The sequence below is a fragment of the Falsochrobactrum tianjinense genome (assembly GCF_019100495.1).
Lineage (GTDB): Bacteria > Pseudomonadota > Alphaproteobacteria > Rhizobiales > Rhizobiaceae > Brucella > Brucella tianjinense.
Genome location: NZ_JAHRVA010000001.1, coordinates 457927 through 478193, shown reverse-complemented (window position 1 = coordinate 478193; position 20267 = coordinate 457927). Strand labels below are relative to the sequence as shown.

The window sequence follows — 20267 nt, the reverse complement described above, 5'->3', positions numbered from 1 at the left end:
ATCATAGCTCAATATGGTTTATCTGGGGTGCAATACCCCGATACTCAATAGTATTGCACGACACAAAAGACCGCACCTGCTATGCAAAATAGCAGTCACGGCCCTAATAATGGTGTCTACGGCGTTTTCCATCACGTAAAATGCCGATCAACCTTTCTTTACCACAAAATGGATTGCGGTTACAGATGCTGCATTTACAGGATGAGTCACACAAGCTTCTCCTGTCCACCCATTCTCGCCCAACCGATATTCACGTTTCGGGTGGCATGTTCTAAACTGACCCTGTTTCATACAAAGAAATGGATGGATAAATATGGCTTATGACGCCGAGGCGGTGATTGAAAGACGCAAGCTGCGCAGAAAGCTGACATCGTGGCGCATTGCCTTTCTGCTTCTGCTGGCCATCCTGATCGTCGGCATCGCCACCTATTCGATGCGGGGCGCAAATTATGCGGCACCCCATATCGCCAAAGTGCGTATCGAAGGCACCATTTTCGAAAATGAAGAACTGCTCAAGCGCCTCGACAAAATCGCCAAGGACGATGCCGTCAAAGGCGTGATCCTGATCCTCGATTCGCCGGGTGGTACGACGGTAGGCGGAGAATCGATCTATGAGGCTGTGCGCAAGATCGCGCAAAAGAAGCCGGTGGTGACGCAGGTCGGAACCCTTGCCGCATCCGCCGGATATATGATCGCCAGCGCATCCGATCATATCGTAGCGCGACAGACCTCCATCGTCGGCTCCATCGGCGTACTGTTCCAATATCCCGATGTCTCGAAACTGCTCGACACGCTCGGCATCAAGGTCGAAACAATCAAATCGTCGCCACTGAAGGCAGAGCCGAATTATTTCAGCCCGGCAAGCGAAGAAGCCAAGGCCATGATCCATGACATGATTATGGATTCCTATGACTGGTTTGTCGGCATTGTCGAAGAACGCCGCTCGTTCACACATCAGGAAGCGCTGGCACTGGCGAATGGCGCTGTCTTCACCGGGCGTCAGGCGCTGGAAAAGAAACTCATCGACGGGCTTGGCGGCGAGGAAGAAGCCGTCGAATGGCTGGCCGGTAAAGGCGTGCCCGACAAGCTGCCACGGCTGGAATGGAAACCCGAAAGCAGCGAGACGGGCTTTTCGCTCCGCGACCTCATCATCCATGCCGGTGCGCGGTTTCTCGGCATGCCGCAGCAGGCTGATGGCGTATTCAAGGATATCATCAAGGATCGTATCTTCCTTGACGGAATTCTTTCGGTTTGGCACGTTGACGCAACGCCGGTAAATAAATGAGTCCGTTCATCGGACAGCACAGAAACACAGGGGTTTAAAGCCGTGATCAAATCGGAACTCGTTCAGATTATCGCCAGCCGCAATCCGCATCTCTTCCAGCGCGATGTCGAGAATATTGTCGGCGCGGTCTTTGAAGAGATCACCACCGCGCTCGCGGAAGGTAATCGCGTGGAACTGCGCGGCTTCGGCGCTTTCTCGGTCAAAAACCGTCCTGCCCGCAGCGGACGCAATCCGCGCACCGGCGAAACAGTGGATGTGGAAGAAAAATGGGTGCCGTTCTTCAAGACCGGCAAGGAACTGCGTGATCGTCTCAACGGCGCGGTCTGATCAAGCGTCATGATGGCAAAACGCGTCATAACCATCGTTATTCTGGTGCCGCTCGCGATCATCCTGATTGCGCTTTCGGTCGCCAACCGGGAAACGGTCGCCCTCACGGTCGATCCGTTCAACCCTGGCAATCCCGCGCTTTCCTATCATGCGCCGCTGTTTGTCTGGCTGTTCGGCGCGCTTCTTGCAGGCGTCGTGATCGGCTCGGCCGTGACATGGCTGACGCAGGGCAAGCATCGCCGCCGCGAGCGCAGATACAAAAAAGAAGCGTCGCAACTGCTCGAACGCGCGGAATCAGCGGAAAAACGTCACCTTCCCGGTAGCCAGTCCAATAACTGAAAGGCACCATCCGTCTTTTTTCCTTTCGTTCCAACCGCATTTGCCCTACCTACAGCCAAAAAGCTTGAACGGAGTTTTAAGTGAAAGCGCCAAAGGGAAAAGGCAGAAAGCCGACGGGCGGCAAGCAGGAAAGCAAGCCGGACAACAAGGCATCTTTCTTCAAGAAACCGCGTCCGCAATTCGCGAAGGCCGCACCCCGTTCCGCTGAGGAAAAGGCTGCAAGCCCGATGCGCGAGATCAAGCCATATTCGGGCGCGCGTCCCGGTGAGAAGCTGCCGCTGATTCTCGAAACCGAACCATCGGACGATTATGCGCTGCTCGACAGCGGCAATGGGCTGAAACTCGAACAATACGGTCCCTATCGCATCGTGCGCCCCGAAGGCCAGGCAATCTGGCTGCCGAGCCTGCCGCAAAAGGAATGGGACGAAGCCGACGCCGTTTTCACGGGCAATACCGATGAGGAAGGCATGGGCCGGTGGGCTTTTCCGCATGTGCCACTCGGTGAAACATGGCCGATGCAGCATGACGGCATTTCATTCAATGGCCGTTTCACCTCGTTCCGTCATGTCGGTGTTTTCCCTGAACAGGCGGCGCACTGGTCGTTCATGGACGGACTTGTCCGCGAAGCCGCAAAGGCCGGACGCAGCGTGAAAGTGCTCAATCTTTTCGGTTATACCGGCTTGGCCTCACTGGTTGCCGCGCGCGCCGGTGCGGAAGTAACTCATGTGGATGCCTCCAAGAAAGCCATCCTGTGGGCGCGCGAGAATCAGGAAATGGCGGGGCTTTCCAACAAGCCTATCCGCTGGATCTGCGAAGACGCGATGAAATTCGTGCAGCGCGAGGAACGGCGCGGCAGTTTCTACGACATCATCCTGCTCGATCCGCCCGCCTATGGGCGCGGCCCGAGCGGTGAAGTCTGGCAATTGTTCGAGCATCTGCCCGCCATGGTCGATACCTGCCGTTCGATCCTGACCCCGAAGTCGCTTGCTGTCATATTGACGGCCTACTCAATCCGTGCCTCTTTCTTCGCTATTCATGAACTGATGCGTGACCGGTTCACTGGTCTTGGCGGTACGGTCGAATCAGGCGAACTCATCCTGCGTGAACGCTCGGCAGGGCGCGCGCTATCGACATCCATGTTCAGCCGCTGGGTAGCAAAATGAGCCGAAACGACGATTTTTCCAAAGGCGGCACTGTTCGCAGAGAATATTCGAAGGTGGGACAGGTGAAGGAAGTCACCAGCCTCGCCAATCCGATTGTTAAGGACCTGCGTTCGCTCAGCCTGAAGAAATTCCGCGACCAGCAGGGCGTGTTTCTGGCCGAAGGACTCAAGCTTGTCATCGACGCACTGGAGCAGGACTGGCGCATCAAGACGCTGGTTTTTGCGAAATCCGGCAAAGGCAACAAAACGGTGGAGCAGGTCGCGGCCCGCACCTTCGCCAAAGGCGGGCTGGTGCTGGAAGTAACCGATAAAGTCATCTCGGCGATTACCCGACGCGACAATCCGCAAATGGTGGTGGGCGTTTTCGAGCAGCAATATCAGCCGCTGGCAAGCCTCAAGCCGAAAGGCGGCGATGTCTATATCGCGCTCGACCGCGTGCGTGACCCTGGAAATCTGGGTACGGTCATCCGCACCGCCGATGCCGTTGGCGCGAAGGGCGTGATCCTTATCGGTGATACGACCGATCCCTATTCACTCGAAACCGTACGCGCCACGATGGGTTCAGTTTTCTCCGTGCCGCTCTACAAGATAAGCGAATCCGATTTCCTCCACTGGCGCAAGGGCTTTTCGGGGCTTGTCGTCGGCACGCATCTCAAGGGTGCGGTCGACTACCGTACAATCCCCTACAAGAATAAGCCTGTGGTGCTGATCATGGGCAATGAGCAACAGGGCCTGCCGGACAATCTGGCTGCGGCTTGCGACAACCTTGCCCGCATCCCGCAGGCCGGCCGCGCCGACTCGCTCAATCTGGCGATCGCAACCGGCGTCATGCTTTATGAGATCCGGCGCGACGCGCTCGCTCTCGATGAAAGGGAAGAGCGATGAAACGCCATGCGGTTCTGTCTTCGCTTCTTGTCGTCATCCTCGCGGTCGCGCTCGATCAGTTTGTCAAATTTCAGGTCGAAACCGGCATGGGCTATGGCGAGCAGATCGATCTGCTGCCTTTCCTTGCCTTGCTGCGCGTACATAATGAGGGCATCGCCTTTTCCATGCTTGCCTGGCTGCATGACGGGGGCCTGATCGCCATCACTATCGCCGTCATCGCCTTCGTGCTTTATCTGTGGTGGACCAATGCGCCCGAACGCGTCTTTGCGCGCTATGGTTTCGCACTGGTGGTCGGTGGCGCTATCGGTAATCTGATCGACCGCAGCATGCATGGCTATGTGGTGGATTATGTTCTGTTTCACCTGCCAGCATGGTCGTTCGCGATCTTCAATCTCGCCGACGCCTTCATTACCATCGGAGCCGCGCTCATTATTTGGGAGGAGTTTCTCGGCTGGCGGCGCGAGCGTGCGGCACGCTAATCTTGCCGGCAAACTATGCAGCTTGATCCGCAGCGGCGTTTCACATATTTTGGTGCAGAAAATTTCACATATTTTTTAAGGGGATAAGCGCCGCCCACCCCAATTGACACATTGGTGACATGCTTCTGTCATTCTCGCGTAGCACTAAATTCCTACGATCCGGTTCGAAATTGAACTCGAAACGGACATGCTTTCCAGCAACCGCCAAAGACATGAAAGCGGTGTGGTTCTGCTGAAATATCAGTGGGAAAGCCATTTCGGGACTATGTGAACAGACAGAACAGGAGCGATCATCATGACAGTAGCGCTTGGAATGGGCCAGCAAATCATTGATGATACGGTCATGTCGGGTATAGACGCACAACCGAAGCTCTTTTCGTCCAGCAGCGATCCCCTTGTTCTGGGGCGCATCGGCTCGCTGGAAGTACGGCTTGCAAACTCCCGCGAGGCTATCGAGGCCGCGCAGGAACTGCGTTTTCGCGTGTTCTTCGAAGAAATGGGCGCCCGCAAGGAAACCATCGAAGCTGCGGAACAACGTGACTCCGACCGTTTCGATGCGATCTGCGATCATCTCCTCGTCTATGATACTGCCCTGCCCGTGCCTGAACACCGCCAGATCGTCGGCACCTATCGCCTGATGCGCAGCGAACAGGCGGACAAAGCGCTCGGCTTCTATTCGGCGGATGAATATGACGTGCAGCGTCTGGCGCTATCGCGTCCCAACCTCCGGCTACTGGAGCTGGGCCGCTCCTGCGTGCAGGCGGAATACCGTTCCAAGCGCACGGTGGAGCTGCTGTGGCAGGGAGCATGGGCCTATTGCCGCCGCCACTCGATTGACGTGATGTTCGGCTGCGCCTCGTTTCACGGGGCCGTACCCGCCGCGCATGCGCTCGGTCTTTCCTTCCTGCATCACAATTGCCGCGCCACTGCGGACTGGGACGTACGGGCTCTGCCGCACCGCTATCAGCCAATGGATCTGATGCCGACGGAGGCGATCAACAACAAGGTTGCCCTCTTCTCCATGCCGCCTCTGGTAAAGGGTTATCTGCGTCTCGGCGCGATGATCGGTGACGGCGCGGTCATCGATGAAGCCTTCGGCACGACGGATGTCTTCATCATCCTGCCGATCGAACGCATCTCCAGCCGTTACATTACCTATTACGGAGCAGAGGCGAACCGGTTCGTGTAAAGAAAAGGCGAAACATATGTTTCGCCTTTTTGTTTTATGTCCTGCCAACCAGTTCCTTCAGCCTGTAAACCAGCTCCAGCGCCTCGCGCGGGGTAAGTTCGTCCGGGCTGATGGCGGCGACCGCCTTCACCAGTTCGCTATCCTGTACCGTCGCCTGGGCTTTTGGCTTCTCCTGCTGCAAGACAACAGAGAAAAGCGGCAGATCATCGATCAGCTTATCGGCCTTGCCGGACGTTTCGCCCGCTTCCAACTGATGCAGCACATCGCGGGCGCGATTAACGACCGCTTCCGGCAAACCGGCCAGCCGCGCCACCTGCACGCCGTAGGAACGATCGGCAGCGCCCTTTGCCACTTCATGCAGGAAGACGACATCATTGTCCCATTCCTTGACCCGCATGGTGACATTTGAAAGCCGTTCCAGCTTTTCTGAAAGCGCCGTCATTTCGTGAAAATGGGTGGCGAAAAGCGCACGGCAACAGTTCTTCTCATGCAGATATTCAACCGCTGCCCAGGCGATGGAAAGCCCGTCGAAAGTGGCGGTGCCGCGCCCGATCTCATCAAGGATCACCAGCGAGCGCTCGCCTGCCTGATTGAGGATCGCTGCCGTTTCCACCATTTCGACCATGAAGGTAGAGCGTCCGCGCGCCAGATCGTCGGACGCGCCGACGCGACTGAACAGGCGGTCCACCACACCGATTTCAGCCGAACCGGCTGGCACGAAAGAGCCCATCTGGGCGAGAATGGCGATCAGCGCGTTCTGGCGCAGGAAGGTGGATTTACCACCCATATTCGGACCGGTCAGAAGCCAGATTGCACCATTGCCACCGTCTTTTTGCGGCGAGAGATCGCAATCATTCGCCACGAACGGATTGGCTGCCTGACGGCGCAGCGCCTGCTCAACCACCGGATGACGCCCGGCAATGATGTTGAAGGAAAGGCTGTCATCGACCAGCGGACGGCAATAGCCCTGCTCATCGGCCAGCACCGCCAGCGACGCCGACACGTCAAAGACGGAAAGCGCTGCCGCCGCGGCGCGAATGCTGTCTGCGTGGGAAACAGCTTCCGCCGTCAGCTCCTCGAAGATCGCAAGCTCGATGGACAGCGCACGATCGGCAGCGTTTGCAATCCTGCTTTCAAGCTCGGCCAGTTCCGTGGTCGTGAAACGCATGGCGTTGGCCATGGTCTGGCGATGGATGAAGCGGCTCTTGGCTTCATCCGTCCCGGTCATCGCGCCAGAATTGTTCGCCGTCACCTCGATGAAATAGCCAAGCACATTGTTGTGCTTGATCTTCAGCGTTTTGATGCCGGTTTCCTCGATATAGTCGGCCTGCAAACCGGCAATCACCCGGCGCGACTGGTCGCGTAGCGCACGCATCTCGTCGAGTTCGGTATTATAGCCCTCGCGCACGAAACCGCCGTCACGCTTCAGAAGCGGCATTTCATCGGCCAGCGCACGATCGAGATGCGCGGCAAAGCTTGCCGGCATTTTCTCGATGGCTTCGCATGCCGCAGCAAGCTCATCCGGCAGAAGCGCGCCTTCCAGAAGCGACGCGATGGCTCCAGCAGCTTCAAATCCCCGCGCCAGCGCACCAAGATCACGCGGCCCCCCGCGACCGACCGCAAGGCGCGAAAGCGCACGCGGCATATCCGGCACGCCCTTCAGCTCCAGCCGCATGCCGTCGCCAAGCGGCTGTTCGCTCAGGAACCAGGAAACGGAATCATGGCGCTGCGCAATCGCCTTCGGGGCGGTCAGCGGCGCTTTCAGGCGCTCGGCCAGAAGCCGCGCACCGCCGCCCGTCACGGTGCGGTCGATGGCCTTCAGGAGACTGCCGTCCCGACTGCCCGACATGGTGCGCACAAGCTCCAGGCTGGCGCGCGTCGCCGGATCGATGAAGATCGTCCCGCCTTCATGCTCACGTTCGGGCCGCATCAGCGGCGGGCGCTCGGAAATCTGCGTCTTCTCGATATAGGCGATAGCACCCGAAATGGCCGACAGCTCAGCCCGGCTGAACTGGCCAAAACCGTCGAGCGTGGCGACATTGAAATAACGCTGGATGCGATTTTCGGCAGCGGCGCTATCGAACAGGGTCGCGGGCTGCGGCATCACCGCCTTGCCTATCAGGTCGAAAACCGGGCGCAATGCGGCATCATGAAACGCGGTATCGGCCACGATCAGTTCGCTTGGATCGATCCTCATAATATCGGCAAAAAGCCGGTCTTCCGTGGTTTCCACCACACGAAACGTGCCTGTCGAAATATCGATCCAGGCAAGCGCCAGCGCGCCGTCGCCCTTGGTGCGGCCGAGCGCCATCAGATAATTGGCCTCGGAGGGGTCCAGCAGCTTTTCTTCAGTGATGGTGCCTGGTGTCACCAGGCGAATGACATCGCGCCGAACGACCGATTTGGAACCGCGCTTCTTTGCCTCTGCGGGATCTTCCATCTGCTCGCAGACGGCGACGCGATAGCCTTTGGCGATCAGTTTTTGCAGGTAATCGTCGGCGGCATGGACCGGCACGCCGCACATGGGAATATCTTCGCCAAGATGCTTGCCGCGCTTTGTCAGCGCGATGCCCAGCGCCTTGGAAGCCTCCACCGCATCGTCGAAAAACAATTCATAAAAATCGCCCATGCGGTAGAAAAGCAGCGAATCAACATTCGCCGCCTTGATCTCGATATATTGCTCCATCATGGGCGTCAGGCGTACGACCGTCTCCTGCGCGGTGCTTTCTTCCGCCTTCGGCATACCGTCCTCGACCTTCGCTTCCATGCCATAAAACCTTCATTTGTTGCGCGCTTGTCGCAGCCAAAGTCATTAAATTTCGTGTTCCATCGTTTTTGGATGAATATCTATTCCCTGAAGCGCTGTTTACACAGTGCTGCGCGAGCGCTATCGAAGTTCTTCCGCAGATGAAACCGGAGGGAACATGCCAGCCTCAACGCCGAAGGGCAACACATCAGAACGCACACCCACAGCCAGTGAGAAGGAAGCTCTCGACTTTCACGCTAATGGCCGCCCGGGCAAGCTGGAGATCAACCCCACCAAGCCCATGACGACGCAGCGCGACCTGTCGCTTGCCTATTCGCCGGGCGTAGCCGTGCCCGTGAAGGCAATCGCGGAAGATCCCGCGCGCGCCTATGATTACACCGCCAAAGGCAACCTCGTCGCCGTCATCTCCAATGGTACCGCCATCCTCGGCCTGGGCAATCTGGGGGCGCTTGCTTCCAAGCCGGTCATGGAAGGCAAGGCCGTGCTCTTCAAGCGCTTTGCGGATGTCGATTCCATCGATCTTGAAGTCGATACGACCGATATCGATGCCTTCATCAACGCCGTGCGCTATCTCGGCCCATCTTTCGGTGGCATCAATCTGGAAGATATCAAGGCGCCGGATTGCTTCATCATCGAGCAGCGTCTGCGCGAACTGATGGACATTCCGGTTTTCCACGATGACCAGCATGGCACAGCAATCATCGCCGCCGCAGGCATGATCAATGCGCTGCATCTGACGGGCCGCGATATCAAGACGACCAAGCTGGTCTGCAATGGTGCAGGCTCGGCGGGCATTGCCTGTATCGAACTCGTCAAGGCGATGGGTTTCCCCACCGAAAACGTCACGCTGTGCGACACCAAGGGTGTGGTCTATCAGGGGCGTGAAGAGGGCATGAACCAGTGGAAGTCGGCCCATGCGATCAAGACCGATAAGCGCTCGCTGGCCGACGCCATGCAGGATGCTGATATTTTCTTCGGCGTTTCGGCCAAGGGCGCGCTGACCAAGGAAATGGTGCGCTCCATGGCACCCAATCCGATCATTTTCGCCATGGCCAATCCCGACCCGGAAGTCACGCCGGAAGATGTTGCGGAAGTGCGCGATGACGCGATTGTTGCAACGGGCCGTTCGGATTATCCGAATCAGGTCAACAACGTTCTGGGCTTTCCCTATATCTTCCGCGGTGCGCTCGACGTGCGCGCAACCATGATCAACGATGCGATGAAGATCGCCGCCGTCAATGCTCTCGCCGAGCTTGCGCGTGAAGACGTGCCGGACGATGTGGTCGCCGCCTATCAGGGCAGCCGCCCGCGCTTCGGCCCGAATTACATCATTCCGGTGCCCTTCGACCCGCGTCTGCTTGCTTCCGTTTCGGCAGCCGTCGCCAAGGCCGCTATCGAGACCGGCGTTGCCGGACGGGTAATCGATGACATTGAAGGCTACAAGCGTGAACTATCGGCCCGCCGCGACCCCATCGCTTCGACGCTGCGCGGCATCTATGAGCGCGTGCGCCGTCAGCCAAAGCGTATCGTCTTCGCCGAAGGTGAAGAAGAGCAGGTGATGCGCGCCGCCGTTTCCTACGTCAATCAGGGGCTTGGGACGGCCATCCTCGTCGGTCGCGAGGAGCGCGTGAAGGAGACAGCCGAAGCTGCGGGTGTCGATCTTTCGCGCCCCGGCATCGAGATCATCAATGCGCGCCTTTCCAGCCGCAATGCGGCCTATGCCGACTATCTTTACGAGAAGCTTCAGCGCAAGGGCTATCTGGCTCGCGACTGCCATCGCCTCATCAACAATGACCGCAATCATTTCGCGTCCTGCATGGTGGCGCTCGGCGATGCGGACGGCATGGTGACGGGCGTGACCCGCAACTATGCAACCGGCCTCGACGACGTGCGCCGGGTCATCGATTCCAAGCCGGGTCATCGCGTGGTCGGCGTGTCGATTGCGCTTTGCCGCGGCCGCACGGTTTTCGTCGCGGATACAGCCGTGCATGAAATGCCGACGGCCGAAGAACTGGCCGATATCGCCGTGGAAGCCGCAGGCATGGCGCGACGCATGGGCTATGTGCCGCGCGTGGCGCTCACCGCCTTCTCCACATTCGGCCACATGGGCGGCGAACGCTCGGCACGAATTCAGGAAGCCGTTCGCATCCTGAGCACGCGTCATGTCGATTTCGAGTTCGACGGCGAAATGAGCGCAGATGTGGCTCTCAATCCAAAGCTGATGGAACAATATCCGTTCATTCGCTTGTCCGGCCCGGCCAATGTAATCGTTACGCCTGACAATCATTCGGCATCGATTGCCGCCGACATGCTTCAGGAACTGGGCGGCGCGACCATCATCGGCCCGCTGCTCGTCGGCCTCGACAAGCCGGCGCAGATCGTCACCATCGGCGCGAAGGATTCCGATATCGTCAATATGGCGGCGATCACGGCCTATAACGCCACGAACTGATCTTCTCCGATTGTCGGACAGGGAGGCCGGGCATTGCCCGGCCTTTTGCATGTTCATGGCAGGCAAAAGCGGCTATAAGATCGATTTCCTACCCCACCAACCGGACCTGCAAGCTGTATGAGCGCACATGAGCTGAAGCTGGATGAGATCGTCAATGCAGAGGCGCTGCGCCGAAAGCTGCATGAACTCGCCGATGCTACGGATGAAAGCTATACGAGCGCGCCGGTGCGCAAAGTTGTGCTGCATGCCCTGAAGGACGCACTGATACGCGGACGCACCAATGCGGAAGGCATGCTGATGAAAGATGGCGGCGGCATGCTCTGCGTGCGGCGGCTCTCCTATCTGATGGATACGATTATCGGCGCGCTGTTCGATTTTGCCACCACCAAAGTCTATCCGATGCGTAATCCGTCAAAAGCCGAGATTATGGCGATCGTGGCGGTGGGCGGCTATGGTCGCGGCGGGCTGGCGCCCGGTTCGGACATAGATCTGTTGTTCCTGCTGCCTTACAAGCAGACACCATGGGGCGAGCAGGTGGTCGAGTATATGCTCTACATGCTCTGGGACATGGGGCTGAAAGTCGGCCATTCCACCCGCAGCGTGGATGAATGCGTCCGCCTGTCGCGAGAAGACATGACAATCCGCACCGCTATGTTGGATGCGCGTTTCATCATCGGTAACAAGGAATTGTTTCAGGTGCTTGTCAGCCGTTTTGATGAGGAAGTCGTCAAGGGGACGGGGCCGGAATTCATTCAGGCCAAGCTTGCCGAACGCGATGCGCGCCACCGCAAGGCTGGCGAAACCCGCTATCTGGTGGAACCGAATGTCAAGGAAGGCAAAGGCGGGCAGCGCGACTTGCATACGCTGTTCTGGATCGCCAAATATTTCTATCGTGTCAAGAGCAAGGAAGAACTCATCAAGCTCGGCGTACTGTCACGCAACGAGCTGCGCCTTTTCAACAAGGCGGAAGACTTTCTGTGGGCCGTGCGCTGCCATATGCATTTTGCGACGCTGAAAGCGGAAGAGCGCCTGTCCTTCGACATCCAGCCGGAGATCGCAGAGCGGCTGGGCTATACGGCCCACCCCGGCCAGAACTATGTCGAACGCTTCATGAAGCACTATTTCCTCGTGGCCAAGGATGTGGGAGACCTGACCCGCATTCTGTGTGCGGCGCTGGAAGAAGAGCAGGTCAAGCATGTACCCGGCTTCAACCGCATTTTTCTGACCTTCTCGCGCCGCAAGCGCAGGCTTTCAGGCAGCCGTTTTTTCGTCTCGGAAAACCATCGCATCAATATTGCGGCGCCTGATGTGTTCAAAAAAGATTCGGTCAATATCATCCGCATATTCCATCTGGCCGACAAGCACGGACTGGAATTTCATCCCGAAGCTATGCAGCAACTAACCCGCTCGCTAAAACTCATCAATGCAGAACTGCGCGACAACCGGGAAGCAAACCGGCTTTTCCTCGAAGTGCTGACTTCGCCGCGCAATCCCGAACTCATCCTGCGCCGTATGAACGAATCCGGGGTCCTGGGCAAGTTTATCCCCGATTTCGGCAAGATCGTCGCCATGATGCAGTTCAACATGTATCACCACTATACGGTGGACGAACATCTGTTGCGCTGCATCGGGGTTCTGTCGGAAATCGAGCATGGCGAACTCGAAAACGAGCATCCGCTCTCGAACCATATCATCACCACCATCCGGCGCGACCGCAACCTGCTTTATGTGGCGCTGCTCCTGCATGATATCGCCAAAGGCCGTCCAGAGGATCATTCCGTTGCCGGTGCGCGCATCGCTCGCAGGCTTTGTCCACGTTTCGGATTGAGCGCAGCGGAGACGGAAACCGTGGAATGGCTGGTACGCGAGCATCTGACCATGAGCATGGTGGCACAATCGCGCGATCTCAACGACCGCAAGACCATCATCGATTTCGCAGACACCGTCCAGACCACGGAACGGCTCAAACTCCTTCTCATCCTCACCGTCTGCGACATCAAGGCGGTCGGTCCCGGTGTCTGGAATGGCTGGAAGGGACAACTTCTGCGCACATTATTCTACGAAACCGAACTTGTGCTCACCGGTGGCTTTTCAAAACTGCCGCGGGCGGATCGTGGGCGTCAGGCGCGCGCAGCGCTGGACCAAAGCCTCTCCGGCTGGCGTGAAGACGAACGCAACGCCTATCTTGGCCTGCATTACACCAATTATTTCCTGACCGTCAGCCTCGATGATCAGGTGCGTCATGCCAATTTCATACGCGAAGCAGACCGCATGGGGCGCGCGCTCGCAACCATGGCCAAGCCGCATACATTCGAGGCCGTCACTGAAATCACCGTGCTTGCACCCGATCATCCGCGCCTGCTATCGATCATCACCGGAGCCTGTGCGGCCGCAGGCGGAAACATTGTCGATGCGCAGATTTTTACGACCCGCGACGGGCGCGCACTCGACACAATCCTCATTAACCGCGAATTCGACACCGATGAAGACGAGCGCAGGCGCGCAGAGCGCGTCGGCAAGGTGATTGAGGATGTGCTCTCCGGCAAGGCCCATCTGCCCGATGTGCTTGCGAAACGCACCAAACCCAAACGCGCCGCGAAAACCTTCACGGTGGAGCCGCGCGTTGAAATCAACAACACGCTTTCAGACAAATTTACCGTCATCGAAGTGGAGGGACTTGACCGACCCGGCCTTTTGTCCGAACTGACCGGCCTTATTTCCGACCTTTCACTGGATATTGCTTCGGCTCACATTACAACCTTCGGGGAAAAAGTAATTGACAGTTTTTATGTCACAGATCTCGTGGGCCACAAGATTTCAAACGCCAACCGCCAGGGCAATATCAGGCGCAAGCTGCTTGCCGTTCTTGGCGGCGAGAGCAATGTAAAGACAAACGGGCGCACAGCAGCATAGGTATTTCAAGCAAATGAGTTTGGTCAAAAAGTTCGCCACTGTTGCGTCCGGCACGCTGATGAGCCGTATTTTCGGTTTCACGCGCGAAATGTTCATGGCCGCAGCGCTCGGCACCGGCCCGGTTGCCGACGCCTTCAATGCGGCGTTCCGTTTTCCAAACACATTTCGCAGACTCTTTGCGGAGGGCGCGTTCAATTCCGCATTCGTGCCGCTTTTTGCCAAGGAAATCGAACAGAGTGGTATGGATGGCGCGCGCCGCTTCTCCGAGGAAGTATTCGGCGTTCTGTTCACGGTGCTACTCTTTCTCACCATCGCGATGGAGCTTTCAATGCCCTTCATCGTGCGCACGGTGATTGCACCGGGCTTTACCGACGATCCGATAAAATTCGACAATACCGTGCGGCTTGCCATCATCATGTTTCCCTATCTGGCCTGCATGTCATTGGCCGCGATGATGGGCGGAATGCTCAATTCTCTGCATCGCTATTTTGCAGCGGCCATTGCGCCGGTTTTCCTCAATATCATCCTGATCATCGTGCTGGCATTCGCCTGGTGGCAGGGCTATGACGCGCTTTCCGTCGGCTATGGCCTGTCATGGGGCGTCATGGCCGCAGGTCTGGTGCAACTGGCAATCGTCTGGCTGGCAGTGCGTAATGCGGGCATTAAAATCGGCTTTCGCCGCCCACGCCTGACGTCGAATGTCAAACGGCTGCTGGTGCTTGCGCTGCCTGCCGCAATTACAGGCGGCATCACGCAGATCAACCTGCTTATCAACACCAATATAGCTTCCAGCATGGAAGGCGCGGTTTCCTCGCTCGTCTATGCCGACCGCATCTATCAGTTGCCGCTCGGTGTAGTCGGTATTGCGGTGGCGACCGTGCTTCTGCCGGAATTGTCGCGCGCGCTGCGCGGCGGACATATGCAGGAAGCATCAAACCTGCAAAACCGCTCGGTCGAGTTCACCCTGTTTCTCACACTGCCTGCCGCCGCAGCCCTTCTCGTCATGTCGGAACCCATCGTGCGATTGCTGTTCGAGCGCGGGCAGTTCAGTGCCAGTTCGACGCTGGTGGTTGCCAACATTTTGGCGATTTACGGTCTGGGCCTGCCCGCTTTTGTGCTTATCAAGGCATTCATTCCCGGCTTTTTCGCCCGCGAGGACACACGTACGCCAATGATTTTCGCGGCTATTTCTGTGGCGGTGAATATCACGCTCGCGGTCACGCTGTTTCCGCGCATGGGGCCGACCGGCATCGCCATAGCCGAGATCGTCGCGGGTTGGGTCAATGCGGTGCTGCTCTTTGCAACGCTGGTCTGGCGCGGCCATTGGGGGCGCGACATTCCGCTGCTCACCCGCATACCGCGCCTTGTCATCGCCGCTGCCCTCATGGCTGCCGCTGCCTATTATGCGACCGAATATTTCTCGCATGAATTGTCATCCGCGGTTCCGCTTGGGTTGCGGGCGGCCACGCTCGCTGCAATCGTAGTTGCCGCTATGGCCATCTATTTTACACTCGCCTTCGGCCTTGGCGGCGCCAACACGGCCATGATCCGGCGCAGCGTCAAGCGCGGTGCTGTAAAAAAACAGCCGGAAGGAGAGACGTGATTTGCCCTTGAAAGGCAGTCATCCGTCTGCGACAACACCGGCATTATCTTTCCCTTCGCTCTCCACCGGCGAAGGCCAACATCAGGGCATTATCATGAGCACGTTCAAACCGCTTGTCTTCTCCGGCGTCCAGCCGACGGGAAATCTTCACCTCGGCAATTATCTTGGTGCCATCAAGCGGTGGGTCGAGATTCAGGAGACGCAGGAATGCATCTACTGCGTGGTTGATATGCATGCGCTGACCGTATCGCCCGACCCGGCTGAACTGATCCAGTCGACACGCGAAGTGGCCGCAGCCTTCCTTGCGGCGGGAATCGACGCCAGCAAGAGCATCGTCTTCAACCAGAGCCGTGTTCGGCAGCACGCAGAACTCGCATGGGTGTTCAATTGCGTGGCGCGAGTGGGCTGGATGAGCCGCATGACGCAATTCAAGGACAAGGCTGGCAAGGACCGCGAGAATGCTTCGCTGGGGCTTTTCGCCTATCCGAGCCTGATGGCCGCCGATATTCTGCTTTACCGCGCGACGCATGTGCCGGTCGGCGATGACCAGAAGCAGCATCTGGAACTGACCCGCGACATCGCGCAGAAGTTCAACAATGATTATTCTGACCGCATCGCTTCGCTGGGTGTTGGCGTCGACATGCAGATGGGCGACGAGCAGGTTTCAGGCTTCTTCCCGCTGACCGAGCCGATGATCTCAGGGCCCGCCATGCGCATCATGTCGCTACGCGACGGCACCAAGAAGATGTCGAAATCTGACCCATCGGACCTCTCGCGTATCAACCTGATCGATGATCAGGACACGATCACCAAGAAGATTCGCAAGGCCAAGACAGATTCGGACGGCTTGCCCTCGCAGATCGAAGGTCTGGCCGGGCGCCCCGAAGCCGACAATCTCCTCGGCATCTATGCAGCGCTTGCCTCCCAGTCGAAGGAAGAAATTCTTGCCGAATTCGGGGGACGTCAATTCTCCGAATTCAAATCGTCGCTGGCTGATCTCGCCGTAACGCGGCTGTCGCCTATCACGGCGGAAATGCGTCGTCTGGTGGCCGATCCAGCCTATATAGACAGCGTGCTGCGCGATGGCGGCGAACGGGCTAGCATGATCGCCGAAGAGACGATGCACCATGTGCGCGACATTATCGGCTGGTTGCAGAACTAGGTTCAATTTCTGAAAATCATCGGCTACCCGCTTGCGGGCGATCCATCTCGGTGGCACATTGCCGTCATGGTATCAAGACGACTGAGCCGGGAAGCCGGACATAGACGCAAATTTCTGGCTGTTATCGACGAGACGCCCGAATGCGAGCGGGCGGTCGCCTATGCCGCGCGCCGCGCCAAGAATACCAGTGGTGCGCTGGTAATGCTCTTTGTGGTCGACAATTCTGAATTCCAGCAGATTCTGGGCGTCGGCGAAATCATGCAACAGGAAGCCAGCGATCGCGCGCGCACCACGCTGGAAAAATTCGCCGCCACCGTGCGCGAACAACAGGGCATAGAGCCGGAACTTATCATCCGCGAAGGCCGCACCAGTGACGAATTGACAAGCCTTATCGATGAAGATCAGGATATCGCCATTCTGGTCCTCGCCGCAGGTTCCGGCAAGGAAGGCCCCGGCCCTCTGGTGCAATCGCTCGCCGGTCGGGCACAATTCCAGATCCCCGTCACCGTGATCCCCGCAGGGTTAACCGATGACGACATTGATGCCGTGACCTAAGCATCCTATATTGGTGGCAACCAAGATGCTGTTATCAAGCCTTGCTTCCTCACGGACAGGCGCTTATTAGAATTATTCCAGAATTGAAAGCGGAGAACGGGCATGTTCATCCAGACCGAAACCACGCCGAACCCGGCGACCCTGAAGTTTCTTCCCGGCAAGGTGGTCATGCCGGAGGGTACAGCCGATTTTCGCGACGCGGCAAGCGCAGGCAATACATCGCCGCTCGCAGCGAAACTGTTCGCCGTGCCGGGCATAACCGGCGTCTTCTTCGGCTATGATTTCATTACCGTGACCAAGGAAGACAGTGAATGGCAGCATCTCAAGCCTGCCATCCTCGGCACGATCATGGAGCATTTCATGTCGGGCGCGCCGGTCATGGCGGAAAATGCCGCAGCTAGCGCCAGCCATGGTCATGACGACGAAGAGTTCTTCGATGAAGCCGATACGGAAATTGTGGGGATCATCAAGGAATTGCTCGACACCCGCGTGCGCCCGGCCGTCGCGCAGGATGGCGGGGATATCACTTTCCGCGGTTTTGAGAACGGCACCGTGTTTTTGCATATGAAGGGCGCCTGCTCGGGCTGCCCGTCATCGACGGCAACCTTGAAGCACGGCATCCAGAATCTTCTGCGTCATTTCGTGCCGGAAGTGCAGCAGGTCGAACAGATTTAAGTTAATTCCAGCAAGTCTGTCATACGGATTTGCTGGGAATGCTTAAATCCATTTGCATTTCCCTATATATAGATCGCTATTTTTTGTGATTTTCCGAGTGATGATCTTATTATATTCTCTCTAATATAAAAGGGAATATGATTTAATGATACACTTACCTGCCGGGGGAGATGATATTGCAGATTGTTTCTTACGTTTCCAAAATGGCATAGATCTCGTTACGATGCTTTGCGCAAATATAACCAGCTTTATTTAAAAATCGGCCAAAAGCCCTGTATTCAGAGCACATTCCCAGCAAAACTATTTCTCGCTTTTGCTGGGAATGCTCTGGTTCTTGCCTCTATTAAATTACGACAACTTTTGCGCCCTTTTCGGTGCGTTCATAAAGGTCGAGAATGTCCTGATTCATCAGGCGGATACAGCCGGACGACATCGACTTGCCGATCGACCACCATTCGGGCGTTCCATGCAGGCGATAACCGGTGTCACCACCTTTGTTGAAGAGATAAAGCGCACGCGCACCGAGCGGATTCTTCAGGCCCGGCTGCATGCCTGTGCGGTATTTGGCCAGTTCCGGCTGGCGCTTGATCATGGCGGCAGGCGGCGTCCAGGTCGGCCATTCGCGCTTCATGGCAACGCGTGCCGTTCCAGACCAGCCAAAGCCCTCGCGTCCGACACCAATGCCATAGCGCATCGCCTTGCCATCGGGCATGACGTAATAAAGGAACTTTTCGCCCGTATTGACGACGATCGTTCCGGGTTTTTCTGCAGTCTGGTAGTTCACGATCTGGCGGCGATACTGCGCCGGTATTTTCTCACGCGGAATGGCGGGAATCGTATAGCCGGCATCACGGACCGACGAGTAGGATGCGGTGTAAAAACTGCCGCCAACCGTGGAGCAACCCGCAAGCGCCCCACCAAGAAGGAGAGCTGCGGTCAGTTGCAGGACGCGAGAATTCATGAATTTCCCCTCGATTGAATCATTCGGACTGCTGGTACGAATCAATTATTTATTGTCCACGATGCGGAATTATCATTAACCAGCCGTAAACCGTAAATTGAAAAAACCTATTTCAGCCATTTTATTGCCATTTTCAACGCTCCCACGCCAAAAACTGGCCACAAACGCCATGAGCTTGCAATTGCCTCACAAAAATTACGGACACAGAATGTGGCCATGCCAATCGTGATTTCCCATAAGACCCACCTGCTTTCCCGCAGCAGTCAATCAGAGAACACGCTTCTGGCGCAGCGTATAGCGGCCTTTTGATATGCCCGAGACCGAAATAGATTAGCGGGGAGCGCGCTTGGCAAGGATGCGCTGCAATGTGCGCCGGTGCATGTTGAGGCGGCGGGCCGTTTCGGAAACATTGCGCTCACACATTTCATAGACACGCTGGATATGCTCCCAACGAACCCGATCGGCAGACATCGGGTTTTCCGGCGGCGCAACCTTTTCGCCTGGCTTGCGGGTGAGTGCCGCAAAAACCTCGTCCGCGTCGGCAGGCTTGGAGAGATAGTCGATCGCCCCGAGCTTCACGGCATTCACGGCGGTTGCGATATTGCCGTAACCAGTGAGAACGATAGCCCGCGTATCGGGACGGCGTGAACGAATCGCCTCGATGACATCGAGTCCATTACCATCGCCGAGCCGCATATCCACGACCGCATAGGCCGGAGCGGCGACTCTGGCGGCTGCGATGCCTTCTTCAACCGATTCTGCAGTCGTCACCTGAAAACCCCGGCTTTCCATGGCGCGGGCAAGGCGCTGCAAGAAGGGTTTGTCGTCATCAACCAGAAGAAGGGTGGGATCGTTGCCTATGGCTTCGGTGTCTTCCTGCTTCAAGTCGTCCATCGGGTGCTTCCTGCCTGTATTTTTCTTTCCTTATTGATACCCCTGCGTCAAAAAGTCAAATAGCCATTGAATTCTTGAAGCAATTTGAACAGATGTTCATTAGCCCCTCCAACGCAAGTTCTTGTATTTTCAGGATATTTCCCGCACCAAACACAAGAATTTGATACAGGTTCTGTTTCAGTTGCTTGAGATACCCCAGTAATCGCGTGCCTGCGGCGGCAACTGCGCCAGAACGGCATCGAGTTCCTTTTGGTCCATATGCGCGCGCAATGCCTTTGTTACGTCTGAAATAGCCGAATCAGGCGCAAAATTATGATCCTTACGCAAAGACTGCACTTCTTCTGTCAAAACTTGCCGGCTGAAAAATGGTTGCTTCGCTTCGTCCAGATCCCAGTTCGCAACAAAGATCGCACGCAGGACCGGCGGCAGGATGCCGGCGAAGCGAATCGCTTCAGCAAAGTCGAGCCTGCGGCGGAAAGTGACGAGAACGCCTTCCACCATCGTATAAGTCTGGTTGCGGGTTGCAAGTCCCGCTTCGTCCCGCGCTGTGGCGAGGAACCTGTCGAACTCCTCGGTCGCTCTCTGGATTTCCAGCGGTATGGTCATGCGAACGTCTCCG

17 protein-coding genes are annotated in these 20267 nt (G+C 57.1%); 13 read left to right on the top strand and 4 right to left on the bottom strand.

All coding sequences use genetic code 11. The features are described from left to right. The first annotated feature begins 313 nt into the window (after positions 1-313). The 7 genes from sppA (at position 314) to olsB (ending at position 5666) form a co-directional block, all read left to right on the top strand. Positions 314-1285 carry a signal peptide peptidase SppA gene (sppA, locus tag KUG47_RS02195; protein WP_217676311.1) on the top strand — a complete coding sequence of 324 codons (972 nt, stop codon included), beginning with the start codon at positions 314-316 and terminating at the stop codon, positions 1283-1285. Positions 1286-1327: 42 nt separating this feature from the next. After that, positions 1328-1612, top strand: a complete 285-nt coding sequence (locus KUG47_RS02190) for an integration host factor subunit beta (protein ID WP_217676310.1) — start codon at positions 1328-1330, stop codon at positions 1610-1612. A 9-nt stretch (positions 1613-1621) separates the two neighbouring features. Continuing rightward, positions 1622-1951, top strand: a complete 330-nt coding sequence (locus tag KUG47_RS02185) for a lipopolysaccharide assembly protein LapA domain-containing protein (RefSeq protein WP_217676309.1) — start codon at positions 1622-1624, stop codon at positions 1949-1951. A gap of 80 nt (positions 1952-2031) precedes the next feature. Then, entirely contained in the window at positions 2032-3114 is a 1083-nt protein-coding gene (locus tag KUG47_RS02180) for an RsmD family RNA methyltransferase (RefSeq protein WP_217676308.1), read from the top strand. Beyond that, the gene (locus tag KUG47_RS02175) at positions 3111-3998 is read left to right on the top strand and encodes a TrmH family RNA methyltransferase (protein ID WP_217676307.1); all 888 of its coding nucleotides are present in this window, start codon (positions 3111-3113) and stop codon (positions 3996-3998) included. The genes KUG47_RS02180 and KUG47_RS02175 overlap by 4 nt, the downstream gene beginning before the upstream one ends. Beyond that, complete coding sequence (lspA, locus tag KUG47_RS02170; RefSeq protein ID WP_185917272.1) at positions 3995-4477, top strand: signal peptidase II; 483 nt, start codon at positions 3995-3997, stop codon at positions 4475-4477. Before KUG47_RS02175 ends, lspA begins: the two co-directional genes overlap by 4 nt. 295 nt (positions 4478-4772) lie before the next feature. Then, positions 4773-5666, top strand: a complete 894-nt coding sequence (olsB, locus tag KUG47_RS02165; RefSeq protein ID WP_217676306.1) for a l-ornithine N(alpha)-acyltransferase — start codon at positions 4773-4775, stop codon at positions 5664-5666. Positions 5667-5700: 34 nt separating this feature from the next. Here olsB and mutS read toward each other — a convergent pair whose 3' ends face one another. Beyond that, the gene (gene mutS / locus KUG47_RS02160; protein WP_217676305.1) at positions 5701-8433 is read right to left on the bottom strand and encodes a DNA mismatch repair protein MutS; all 2733 of its coding nucleotides are present in this window, start codon (positions 8431-8433) and stop codon (positions 5701-5703) included. A gap of 157 nt (positions 8434-8590) precedes the next feature. Here mutS and KUG47_RS02155 point away from each other — a divergent pair, with 157 nt between their 5' ends. The 6 genes from KUG47_RS02155 to KUG47_RS02130 all read left to right on the top strand — a co-directional run bounded on the left by KUG47_RS02155 (position 8591) and on the right by KUG47_RS02130 (position 17793). Continuing rightward, on the top strand, positions 8591-10885 hold the full coding sequence (locus tag KUG47_RS02155) for an NADP-dependent malic enzyme (protein ID WP_185917269.1): 2295 nt from the start codon (positions 8591-8593) through the stop codon (positions 10883-10885). Between the two features lie 117 nt (positions 10886-11002). After that, positions 11003-13798 (top strand): [protein-PII] uridylyltransferase, encoded by a 2796-nt coding sequence (locus tag KUG47_RS02150; RefSeq protein WP_217676304.1) that lies wholly within the window; start codon positions 11003-11005, stop codon positions 13796-13798. Between the two features lie 13 nt (positions 13799-13811). Next, on the top strand, positions 13812-15401 hold the full coding sequence (gene murJ, locus KUG47_RS02145; protein ID WP_217676303.1) for a murein biosynthesis integral membrane protein MurJ: 1590 nt from the start codon (positions 13812-13814) through the stop codon (positions 15399-15401). Between the two features lie 94 nt (positions 15402-15495). Continuing rightward, a complete protein-coding gene (gene trpS, locus KUG47_RS02140) occupies positions 15496-16563 on the top strand; it encodes a tryptophan--tRNA ligase (RefSeq protein ID WP_217676302.1) in 1068 nt (355 codons plus the stop codon). A gap of 15 nt (positions 16564-16578) precedes the next feature. Then, a complete protein-coding gene (locus tag KUG47_RS02135) occupies positions 16579-17118 on the top strand; it encodes a universal stress protein (protein ID WP_217676951.1) in 540 nt (179 codons plus the stop codon). 102 nt (positions 17119-17220) lie between these two features. Beyond that, positions 17221-17793 carry a NifU family protein gene (locus KUG47_RS02130; RefSeq protein WP_217676301.1) on the top strand — a complete coding sequence of 191 codons (573 nt, stop codon included), beginning with the start codon at positions 17221-17223 and terminating at the stop codon, positions 17791-17793. Between the two features lie 343 nt (positions 17794-18136). On the opposite strand, the gene KUG47_RS02125 is transcribed toward KUG47_RS02130, so the two are convergent. From KUG47_RS02125 to KUG47_RS02115, 3 genes are all read right to left on the bottom strand, one after another. Continuing rightward, positions 18137-18754 carry a L,D-transpeptidase gene (locus KUG47_RS02125; protein ID WP_217676300.1) on the bottom strand — a complete coding sequence of 206 codons (618 nt, stop codon included), beginning with the start codon at positions 18752-18754 and terminating at the stop codon, positions 18137-18139. Between the two features lie 330 nt (positions 18755-19084). Further along, a complete protein-coding gene (regA, locus tag KUG47_RS02120) occupies positions 19085-19648 on the bottom strand; it encodes a global response regulator transcription factor RegA (RefSeq protein ID WP_185917262.1) in 564 nt (187 codons plus the stop codon). A gap of 177 nt (positions 19649-19825) precedes the next feature. Then, complete coding sequence (locus tag KUG47_RS02115; protein WP_217676299.1) at positions 19826-20254, bottom strand: DUF2267 domain-containing protein; 429 nt, start codon at positions 20252-20254, stop codon at positions 19826-19828. Positions 20255-20267: the final 13 nt, after the last annotated feature.

Coding starts and splice junctions, on each gene's coding strand:
- murJ (WP_217676303.1), top strand. CDS start 13,812: ATGAGTTTGGTCAAAAAGTTCGCCACTGTTGCGTCCGGCACGCTGATG.
- sppA (WP_217676311.1), top strand. CDS start 314: ATGGCTTATGACGCCGAGGCGGTGATTGAAAGACGCAAGCTGCGCAGA.
- KUG47_RS02115 (WP_217676299.1), bottom strand. CDS start 20,254: ATGACCATACCGCTGGAAATCCAGAGAGCGACCGAGGAGTTCGACAGG.
- olsB (WP_217676306.1), top strand. CDS start 4,773: ATGACAGTAGCGCTTGGAATGGGCCAGCAAATCATTGATGATACGGTC.
- KUG47_RS02150 (WP_217676304.1), top strand. CDS start 11,003: ATGAGCGCACATGAGCTGAAGCTGGATGAGATCGTCAATGCAGAGGCG.
- regA (WP_185917262.1), bottom strand. CDS start 19,648: ATGGACGACTTGAAGCAGGAAGACACCGAAGCCATAGGCAACGATCCC.
- trpS (WP_217676302.1), top strand. CDS start 15,496: ATGAGCACGTTCAAACCGCTTGTCTTCTCCGGCGTCCAGCCGACGGGA.
- KUG47_RS02155 (WP_185917269.1), top strand. CDS start 8,591: ATGCCAGCCTCAACGCCGAAGGGCAACACATCAGAACGCACACCCACA.
- KUG47_RS02185 (WP_217676309.1), top strand. CDS start 1,622: ATGATGGCAAAACGCGTCATAACCATCGTTATTCTGGTGCCGCTCGCG.
- KUG47_RS02125 (WP_217676300.1), bottom strand. CDS start 18,754: ATGAATTCTCGCGTCCTGCAACTGACCGCAGCTCTCCTTCTTGGTGGG.
- KUG47_RS02175 (WP_217676307.1), top strand. CDS start 3,111: ATGAGCCGAAACGACGATTTTTCCAAAGGCGGCACTGTTCGCAGAGAA.
- mutS (WP_217676305.1), bottom strand. CDS start 8,433: ATGGAAGCGAAGGTCGAGGACGGTATGCCGAAGGCGGAAGAAAGCACC.
- KUG47_RS02130 (WP_217676301.1), top strand. CDS start 17,221: ATGTTCATCCAGACCGAAACCACGCCGAACCCGGCGACCCTGAAGTTT.
- lspA (WP_185917272.1), top strand. CDS start 3,995: ATGAAACGCCATGCGGTTCTGTCTTCGCTTCTTGTCGTCATCCTCGCG.